Source organism: Caballeronia sp. M23-90 (genome assembly GCF_053574605.1).
In genome coordinates, this window is record NZ_JBSIPA010000269.1 from 1 (window position 1) to 8,992 (window position 8,992).

Below are 8,992 nucleotides of genomic sequence, written 5' to 3' on the forward strand. Positions count from 1 at the left end.
TGACCGACCTGCAGGCCATCCGCGCATCGCTTGCCGCGCCGGTCAAGGGGCTGGGCTTCGCGTTCGGGACATCGATTGCGGGCGTGGCGACATCGGCCATGCTGGGCTTGCTGTCCGCGTTGTGCCGCCGCGAACGGATTCAGGCGGCGCACATGCTCGACGTGAAGATCGCGACGACCTTGCGCATCTATTCGCAGACGCATCAGCGCGAGGAAGCGTTCAGGCTCCTGCAGCGTCAGGCGGAAGTCATGCCTGCGCTGGTTGATCGCCTGCAGGCGATGATGACCGCCATCGAACAGCAGAACCATGTTTTGAACGAGCGGCAGGTCGCGAACCAGGATGCGTTTCATGGCAGGACGGAGGCGACTTACACGCGCCTGGCTGCATCGGTGGAACGTTCCATGAAAGAGAGCGTCGCTGAAAGCGCCCGCGCCGCCGGTGCTGCGCTGCAGCCCGTCATGGAAGCAACAATGGCCGGTCTCACGCGCGAGTCGGCCGCGTTGCACACCAGCGTGACGACCGCCGTACAACGGCAACTGGATGGATTGTCGAGCGGTTTTGAATCGACGGCCACGAACGTTTCCGATATCTGGCATCAGGCGCTCACTGCGCATCAGCACTCCACCGAAGGACTGTCCGAGCATTTGCGTCTATCGCTTGACCGGTTCACCGAGACCTTCGAGCAACGCTCGATCAGCTTGCTTGACGGTGTCTCCACCCGGCTCGATGCAACCACGGCCGGCGTATCGGCAGCATGGCGCGATGCGTTGGCGCAGCAGGAGCGTATCGGCGAGAAACTGGCGCAACACAACGCGCATGCGCTGAACGCGGCGGCTGCGAGCTTCGAGCAGCATTCGGCGTCGCTGCTCGGCAAGGTCGACCAGTCACATTCGAACTTGCAGACGGAACTGGCTTCGCACGACGAAGCGCGGCTCGCCGCCTGGACCGGCCAGCTTGAATCGATATCCACAACGCTCAGCCGCGAATGGGAACAAGCCGGCGCGCGCACGGCGACCCGGCAGCAGGACATCTGCGACACACTGGCCAGCACCGCACGCGACATCTCCGCGCAGACGCAGGCGCACGCGAGCGACACCATCGGCGAGATTTCGCGGCTGGTGCAGGCGGCATCGGAAGCGCCGAAGGCCGCGGCTGAAATGATCGCCGAGTTGCGCATCAAGCTCTCCGACAGCATGGTGCGCGACACCGCCATGCTCGAGGAACGCAGCCGTCTGCTGGCCACGCTGGAAACCCTGCTCGATGCCGTCAACCACGCCTCGACCGAGCAGCGCACGGCTGTCGATGCGCTGGTCAGCACGTCGGCGGATCTGCTCGATCGCGTCGGCACCCGGTTCACCGATAAGGTGGAACAGGAGACCGGCAAGCTGAGCGGCATTGCGGCGCAAGTCACCGGCAGCGCGGTCGAGGTCGCGAGCCTCGGCGAGGCGTTCGGCGTGGCCGTGCAGTTGTTCGGCGATTCGAACGAGAAGCTCGTGGCGCACCTTCAGCGCATCGAAATCGCGCTCGATAAATCGCTCACACGCAGCGACGAACAGCTTGCGTATTACGTCGCGCAGGCGCGGGAAGTCATCGATTTGAGCGTGATGTCGCAGAAACAGATCATCGAGGACTTGCAGCAGATCGGCGGCAAGCGGACGTCTGCCGGAGCCGAAGCGGCATGAGCGAGGATATCGACGGCGGCGTCGAACCCGCAGCGCCGGTCTGGGCCGTCTTCGGCGACCTGATGTCGGTATTGCTGGGCGCGTTCATGCTGATCCTGGTGGGGGTCATCGGCGTGCAGTTGGAGCTTTCCAGCAAGCTGGAACGCGAGGTCAAGCAGCATCAGGTGGAAGCGCAGCGCCGCAAGACGCTCGAGCAAGCGCTCGCCGGGCCGTTGGCCGCGGGTCGCGTGACGCTGGTCAACGGGCGGATCGGCATCAATGGCAGCGTATTGTTTGCGCTCAACTCAGATCAGTTGCAGCCCGAAGGCCGGAAGGTGCTGAAGAGTCTGGCCGGACCGCTCACCGCTTATCTGCAGGCCAACGAGCAGATCCTGATGGTGAGCGGCTTCACCGATGACCGGCAACTGCGCGAAGGCAATCGCCGTTTCGCGGACAACTGGGAACTGTCGGCGCAACGCGCGCTGACGGTGACGCGTGCGTTGATCGATGAAGGTGTGCCCTCCTCATCGCTATTTGCAGCGGCGTTCGGCTCGCAGCAGCCAGTGGAATCGAATACGAACGATGCCGGGCGCGCAAAGAACCGCCGAGTCGAGATCGCGCCTGTGCCGAAACCATCGGCTGCAACGGTGAAGGCGCCATGAGCGATTTCCATGCAACGCTCGATGCCTGGCGCGAACGCGGCGCCGATCGGTTTGATCCGGTGCGCTTTCGGATTATCGAAGCGATGGAGCGGCGCGCGATAAACCATGACGGTGAAACACGGCGCGTCCTGAACGCGAGGTTAACCGAATTGATCGATGCCTTCGCCAGTGATCTTGCTGCAAACGCTCAACCGAAAGCGCCAGATGGCGAGTCCGCATCCGGACCGTTGAGCGGACTCATCGACTACCTGGCGAATACACGCGCGCCCGATGCTTATCCGGAAATGGCCGCGCTTGAATACTTCCGCGAGACGTGGAACAGGATCAGCACTGAAAGACAGTTCCGGCAATCGCTCGCGCAAGTACCCGGAAATGCCGGCCCGCTTAATTCGAGCAGCCTCGTGCATCGCGCGTTGTCATTGATGCGCGAGTTGTCGCCCGGGTATTTGCAGCAGTTTTTATCGTATGCGGACGCGTTGTCATGGCTCGAACAGATGAACACAGCGAGCGGCACCGCGGCTGACAAGGATGCGCCTCGGAGCGCGACCGCCAAGAAGACCGCTCGTGGAAAATCGCGAAGCGCCTAAAACGATTAATCAAGAACAAGAAACAAAACTGCCAATCAATTCGTGCAAGTCAACCCGATGTTGCGAACGGGAGACACGAATATTGAAAACCAGTCCCGCTTTTTAATCGACGGAAATATGATTGCGCCCGGACGACAAAATCGTTCATGGATCAGGGCCGTCAAAACCGGCCGGCGTTTATCTAAAAACTAAACATGCGGAGACACTGGTGAACAAAATCACTCGCGCCATTACCGGCGCATTCATCGCCATCGCGGCTCAATCTTCTTTTGCGCAAAGCTCGGTCACGCTGTACGGCATTGTCGATACCAGCGTACGTTATCTCACGAACGCGAATGCAAACAACGACAGCCAGGTAGCGATGGGCAACGGCCCGATCACCGGCAGCCGCTGGGGCCTGAAGGGTTCCGAGGATCTGGGCGGCGGACTGTCCACCGTGTTCCGCCTGGAAAACGGTTTCAACGTCTGGAACGGCCAACTGGCGAGCCAGAACACGCTGTTTAGCCGGATGGCGTATGTCGGGTTATCGAGCAACCAGTACGGCACCCTTACGTTCGGCCGTCAGAATACGCCGCTCTTCGATCAGCTTGGCAACGTCTATGATCCGCTGACCGTGGGCAACTACGATCAGGACGGCTGGCTGCCCGGCGCACTCGGCTACGGCTTGCGTTCGAACAACTCGGTCAAGTACAACGGCCAGTTCGGCGGCCTGAACGTGGAAGCCATGTACGCCTTCGGCAACACGGCGGGCAGCACGGGCGCGAACAACATGTACGGCGTAACCGCGTCCTACACGTTCAGCGGCCTGTCGCTCGATGCCGGCTTCCAGCAGAACAGCGACGCACAAAACCGCAAGTTCAACGTGGTCAACGTGAGCGCGGTCTATGCGTTTAGCACGGTCAAGGCTTACGCCGGCTGGCTGCACGCGCAGGACAATACCGGCATGGTCGACATCTTCATGTCGGCTGCGAACTCTCCCGCGGCGAGCTTTGCGGCCCCCGTAGCGAATACGAACCGCATCGACGACGGCTTCTACGCCGGCACCACATGGCAGGTAACTCCGCCGTTGCTGCTGACTGCTGCGGGCTACTACGATCACTCGCGCAATGCGCTGAACGCGGACGGAACCACGCTTGGCCGCGGGGTACGTTACTCGGGCGTGCTGCTTGCCGAGTACGCGCTGTCCAAGCGTACGGAAGTGTATGGCACGGTCGATTTCATCCACGGGACGGGCGCCGCGCAAGCGGACTTCCCGGGACGCAACAACCAGACCGGCGTTGCAGTCGGCCTTCGCAACATATTCTGACGTTTGTTCAGGCCCGGCTTGCTGCCGGGTCGTTACGCGCTAAAAGGAAAAACGGCGGGCACTCTGCAGTGCGCGCCGTTTTTTATTGAAGCGTGATTGGCTCGCTTGATACCCGCTTCACGCAGCCTCTGCAATTATTGCTCGCACTGCACATTCGGCCTTGGCACGACGATGATTGCCGGATACGTTCCCCGGTCGAGTTCCACGCGCGCGACGACGGCTATTGTCGCGTCGTCGACGTCATCGTAGACGCTGACTTTTTCGTGCCGGAAGCTCGTGAGGCCCGTACACGCCGACGCACGGCCTTCATCCGAAACCCGGCAATTGATCGGGTTGTCCGCAAGGTAGCGATACTTGTCGCGGTCCGGCAATGCGAGGTATTCACGGACGTTTTGCGCCGCTCCGCCAATGCCCGTGACATAGCCGATGGCGCACTCCTGCTTGGGCGCCTGGGCTATCGCGGCTGTGCTAGCAAGCAGAATGAGCGTCGCGATTGTCGATGCAAGGAGGTTTCTCATGGAGCCTTATAGGTGGATGATCGGGTCGATGTCATGAAGAAAGGAACGCATCTTGTTTTCGCGATTCCCCTTCCCCGGGCCGTCAGTTGAGCATCTTTTCTTCGGGGCGCAAAGTCAGGACGCGCACGCCGTTGCGAGTCACAGCGACAGTGTGCTCGAATTGCGCAGACAGTTGTCCATCGTCCGTAACGACTGTCCAGCCATCTTCTTCAGTACGGACGGCATGCCGCCCCTGGTTGATCATCGGTTCGATGGTGAACACCATTCCCTCCTGCAGCACCAGGCCCGTGCGCGGCTTTCCCCAATGCAGCACTTGAGGATCCTCGTGCATTTCACGTCCAATGCCGTGCCCGCAGTATTCCCTTACGACCGAATAGCCGTTTCTGCGTGCGTGCCGCTCGATGGCATGCCCCACATCGCCCAGTCTGCCGCCTGGACGAACCGCCTTGATTCCTTTCCACATGGCTTCGTAAGTCACTTGCACGAGCCGTCTGGCCAGCGGAGAAACCTCGCCGACAAGGTATGTCTTGCTGGAATCGGCAATAAAACCATTGGTCTCCAGCGTGATATCGAAATTGACGATATCACCGCTTTGCAACAGCTCGGCAGGGGATGGAACGCCGTGGCAAACCACGTTGTTGCGAGAGGAGTTGAGCGCGTAGGCATACCCGTACTGCCCTTTGCTTGCCGGGCGCGCATTGAGTTCATTCACGATGAAGCTGTCGACCAGATCGTTGACCTGCATGGTCGACATGCCGATCAGGCTCAGCCGGTCCAGATAGCCGAACACGTCCGCCAGCAGCTTGCCGGACTCGGCCATCAATGCGATTTCTTCTGGTCGCTTGGTCATGTCAACGCCACCTTCACCGGTTGCGATACGACGCCCGCCGCGCGCAATTCTCCCGCAACGATCTCGTTGAAACTCTGCGTTGGATTCATTTCGGATAACAAACCAATCTTGATCCAGAAGGCCGCTTGCGCGTTGATCGACCGGCACGACACGGCGCTTGCCTTGCGTATCTGATCGTGCAGATCATCGTCGATATTTACGATGCCCATGGCAACCTCTATATATGAAACATATATGGATCATATACTCCGTCGCCGTAATCGTGCAAGCGATCTGTGCGATTTGTCGGGGCGTCGACCCGGCCACTTCCAACCGAGCGATTGTGCACAAGGAATAAACAGAATGGTCCCGGTGTTGTTACCCATGAAATCGACCTTCCTGCAAACGCTCTTGCAAGCGCTCATGCAAGCGGGATGATTCATGGGCGCGCGTGCTAACAGGAAAAAGACAGGACTGCATGCCGGGCGTGTCTTACGGGTACCAGCATCAAAGGAGAACACTTTTGGCTTTCAGAAAATCTTTATCGACAACCAACCGCAAAGTGATAGATCGATTCGCTGTCGGGCTTGTCAGCGAAGTGTACGGACCACCTCTGATCCAAACGTTCGAGAGCGCGCAAATCCGCAGCGGGACGTCGATGGCAGCAGTACTTGGCCCTGATCAATCCAACGTATCGAGTTATTACGCACTCGGTACAAAAACCAGCGCCAACAGCTTGCGACCGTTCATGCGTGCACTCGTGGACGATAGCCATATGACAGGCTGGATCGCCGGGCACTTACTGAACGAAGAGATGGGAGGTTCAGGCGACACGGACGAAAATCTCACACCCCTGACGACCAAAGCAAACAGCGCTCATAAAGCGTATGAAGGCCATATAAAGAAAATGCTGCTGCAGTGTCATAGAATTGATCGCGATAACAAGGAAATCGACTATTGGTATGGCGTGCACTATAGCGTTGCAGTATCGACACGACCTGTGTTCCAGGATTTGATCGATACGTATGTAGCGTCACATATCTCGATTGAGTACAGGTATATCAAGATCAAAAAAGCAAAGTTTCCAGCATTGGAGATCGAGGAAATCGGGACGGGTGATCCGTTCCTGCAAATACTGAGGGTGGCCGGCCAGCCAAACTGTACGTCCCCGAATGCACTGAATGAGCAATGCAACCCGGGCAACACACGTTTCTCGGTTGAGATTCATAACGAAAACAACTGACCCCGCAAAAACGCAGGCGCTGTTGTGTGACTCGGGTCGGGACCTGGGATAACCAAGTCGCGCGTCGCGGGGCGGCAAACATGCTTCCCGGCTATTTTCGCTTTAGAAATAGCCGGATCTGTCGTTATCAAGCTTGTCACACTGTGACCGATCCAAAGCGCCTTGCCCCTCCACTCCAGTCTTCCACAAACATATGAAAACCTTGATTCTTGCGCTCGCTGCTGCGACTGTCACGTTGGTAACCATTGCGCCGGCGTCCGCCGCGCCGTATCACCATCATCGCGAATGCCATAAAGTCCGCGTTCATCATCACTGGGAGCATCGCTGCCGATAATCGATGATTGAGCTCGTAGACGTCAATCGCACGCGCTCGTGAACCCAGCCTTTTCAGCGCTGGGTTCAAGCCGGCCGAACGGCGTGGCGCGCCGGACTGCAAGTTGATCTGGTCGAGGGACGTGCTTACCCGCTGGTTTTCACCTGGGGTGAGAGGGCGCGCGTTGTGCCGTGCAGGCTAGCGCCGTGGAACGCCTGTCTTAGCGCCCGGTTTCGTTCATTTCGCTGCGAAGCAGGCCGATGATCCGCATGGTGTCCTGCATGACCCCGAGCTGTGCTTTTTGCCATTCCGGAGTACCCGTCACGAAGTCGTCGGGATTCCCTTTCCCCTGAGCCTTCCGAAGGACAGCGATACTCAGGTCAAACGCTTTTGTCTCACTGACTTTCCGCATCTTTAATCCCATCGTAATTTTGCGCCATCATCTTCCAGTTTGTCTGGCGTCTTTGGTGCGACACGCACCGGAACCTCTTCAAAGGGGCGGCCGATGCCATAGTGGCAGATGACCGCTATCAAGCGCACTCACTGAATAACGGCCGCGGCTGTAGAAACTTTAGGAAACACCGCAAATCGACTTTAGACGAACGGCTCAGAGATGATACTCAATGGCGGCCGCACGCTGAACGGTCGAGCCCACGGCCGCATTCCAGTCCGATCCACGTGCGAGCTCGACAAACGCGGTCAGGTAATCGATAGCCTGATCGGTTTCGCGCACGCCCAGGAAAATCTGCTTGGCGATCCCCTGCGCACCCAGCCGGACCGCGCTGACGGCCACCTTGTCCGCGTATTCCTCGACCAGCCAGCGCGGCAGCGCGGCGACCCCACGGCCGCTCGCGACCATCTGCAACATGATGTCGGTGGTCTCTATGACCTTGTGCCGCTTCGGCATGACGTTCGCCGGCATCAGGAACTGGTTGTAGATATCCAGGCGGTCGATCTCGACCGGGTAAGTGATCAGGACCTCGTCGGCGAGTTCATCGGCGAGAATGAAAGACGCATCCGCCAGCCGGTGCTTGCGCCCGACCACCAGCACCTGCTCGTAGTCGAATACCGGTTCGAAGCGCAAGCCGGGCTTTCTCAACGGATCGGGCGTGACCAGGATGTCGATGTCATAGCCAAACAGCGCACCGATGCCGCCAAACTGGAATTTCTGTTTGACATCGACATCCACGTCGGGCCAGCGCGCGAGATACGGCGACACCACCTTGAGCAGCCACTGGTAGCAAGGGTGGCACTCCATTCCAATGCGCAGCGTGCCCCGCTGCCCCAGCGCAAACTGCTTCATGCGTTCTTCCGCGTGTTCCATTTGCGGCAACACGCGGTTGGCGAGCGCGAGCAAGTATTGCCCCGCCTGCGTCAGCCGGAGATTGCGCCCGTCGCGCGTCCATACCGCCGTGCCGAGGTGCTGCTCCATCTTCTTGACGGTATGGCTGAGTGCCGACTGCGTCAGGCATAACACGCTCGCGGCGGCCGTCAGGGAGCCCTGACGGTCGACTTCGCGGATGATGGCCAGGTGCGTTCTTTCGAGCATCGTGGGTCCATGAAAGGAACTAATCGATCGATGAGAAATGACCATTATATTTCATGGACCATGCAAACTAAGATCGTGCCATTCATTCAAGGAGCGGCACATCTATGGTCACGACACACAATCTCGGTTTCCCGCGCATTGGCGCCAAGCGCGAACTGAAGTTCGGACTCGAGTCCTACTGGAAAGGCGAGTCGTCGCTCGAGGCACTCAAAAAGCTGGGCGCGGGGCTACGCCGCCGCCATTGGGAAAACCAGGCGGATCTCGACCTGGCGCCAGTGGGCGATTTCGCGTTTTATGACCAGGTGCTGGACATGAGCTTCGCGC

11 protein-coding genes are annotated in these 8,992 nt (G+C 59.1%); 6 read left to right on the forward strand and 5 right to left on the reverse strand.

Features of this window, described 5'->3' with window-relative positions:
- The 4 genes from ACRXB1_RS22890 to ACRXB1_RS22905 form a co-directional block, all read left to right on the forward strand.
- On the forward strand, nucleotides 1–1,682 hold a 1,682-nt coding region (locus ACRXB1_RS22890), incomplete at its 5' end, for a DUF802 domain-containing protein (protein ID WP_449493311.1).
- Complete coding sequence (locus tag ACRXB1_RS22895) at nucleotides 1,679–2,323, forward strand: OmpA family protein (RefSeq protein WP_062001056.1); 645 nt, start codon at nucleotides 1,679–1,681, stop codon at nucleotides 2,321–2,323. The genes ACRXB1_RS22890 and ACRXB1_RS22895, both read left to right, overlap by 4 nt.
- Nucleotides 2,320–2,910: a DUF2894 domain-containing protein gene (locus tag ACRXB1_RS22900; RefSeq protein WP_449493312.1), complete on the forward strand. Its 591-nt coding sequence runs from the start codon at nucleotides 2,320–2,322 to the stop codon at nucleotides 2,908–2,910. The genes ACRXB1_RS22895 and ACRXB1_RS22900 overlap by 4 nt, the downstream gene beginning before the upstream one ends.
- 208 nt (nucleotides 2,911–3,118) lie before the next feature.
- Entirely contained in the window at nucleotides 3,119–4,216 is a 1,098-nt protein-coding gene (locus ACRXB1_RS22905) for a porin (RefSeq protein ID WP_449493313.1), read from the forward strand.
- 134 nt (nucleotides 4,217–4,350) lie between these two features.
- On the opposite strand, the gene ACRXB1_RS22910 is transcribed toward ACRXB1_RS22905, so the two are convergent.
- The 3 genes from ACRXB1_RS22910 to ACRXB1_RS22920 form a co-directional block, all read right to left on the reverse strand.
- Complete coding sequence (locus ACRXB1_RS22910) at nucleotides 4,351–4,734, reverse strand: hypothetical protein (RefSeq protein ID WP_174363116.1); 384 nt, start codon at nucleotides 4,732–4,734, stop codon at nucleotides 4,351–4,353.
- 82 nt (nucleotides 4,735–4,816) lie between these two features.
- Nucleotides 4,817–5,584 (reverse strand): type I methionyl aminopeptidase, encoded by a 768-nt coding sequence (map, locus tag ACRXB1_RS22915; protein ID WP_449493314.1) that lies wholly within the window; start codon nucleotides 5,582–5,584, stop codon nucleotides 4,817–4,819.
- Entirely contained in the window at nucleotides 5,581–5,793 is a 213-nt protein-coding gene (locus ACRXB1_RS22920) for a ParD-like family protein (protein ID WP_075360215.1), read from the reverse strand. The genes map and ACRXB1_RS22920 overlap by 4 nt, the downstream gene beginning before the upstream one ends.
- A 293-nt stretch (nucleotides 5,794–6,086) precedes the next feature.
- Between ACRXB1_RS22920 and ACRXB1_RS22925 the strand changes: the two genes are divergently transcribed.
- Complete coding sequence (locus ACRXB1_RS22925; protein ID WP_449493315.1) at nucleotides 6,087–6,806, forward strand: hypothetical protein; 720 nt, start codon at nucleotides 6,087–6,089, stop codon at nucleotides 6,804–6,806.
- 533 nt (nucleotides 6,807–7,339) lie between these two features.
- Here the strand turns inward: ACRXB1_RS22925 and ACRXB1_RS22930 are convergent.
- Both ACRXB1_RS22930 and ACRXB1_RS22935 read right to left on the reverse strand, forming a co-directional pair.
- Complete coding sequence (locus tag ACRXB1_RS22930) at nucleotides 7,340–7,543, reverse strand: hypothetical protein (RefSeq protein WP_062001063.1); 204 nt, start codon at nucleotides 7,541–7,543, stop codon at nucleotides 7,340–7,342.
- 183 nt (nucleotides 7,544–7,726) lie between these two features.
- Nucleotides 7,727–8,713 carry a LysR family transcriptional regulator gene (locus ACRXB1_RS22935; RefSeq protein ID WP_449493316.1) on the reverse strand — a complete coding sequence of 329 codons (987 nt, stop codon included), beginning with the start codon at nucleotides 8,711–8,713 and terminating at the stop codon, nucleotides 7,727–7,729.
- A 59-nt stretch (nucleotides 8,714–8,772) separates the two neighbouring features.
- On the opposite strand from ACRXB1_RS22935, the gene ACRXB1_RS22940 reads away from it, so the two are divergent.
- Nucleotides 8,773–8,992, forward strand: a 220-nt coding sequence (locus ACRXB1_RS22940; RefSeq protein WP_449493317.1) for a hypothetical protein, incomplete at its 3' end; no start/stop codon positions are given.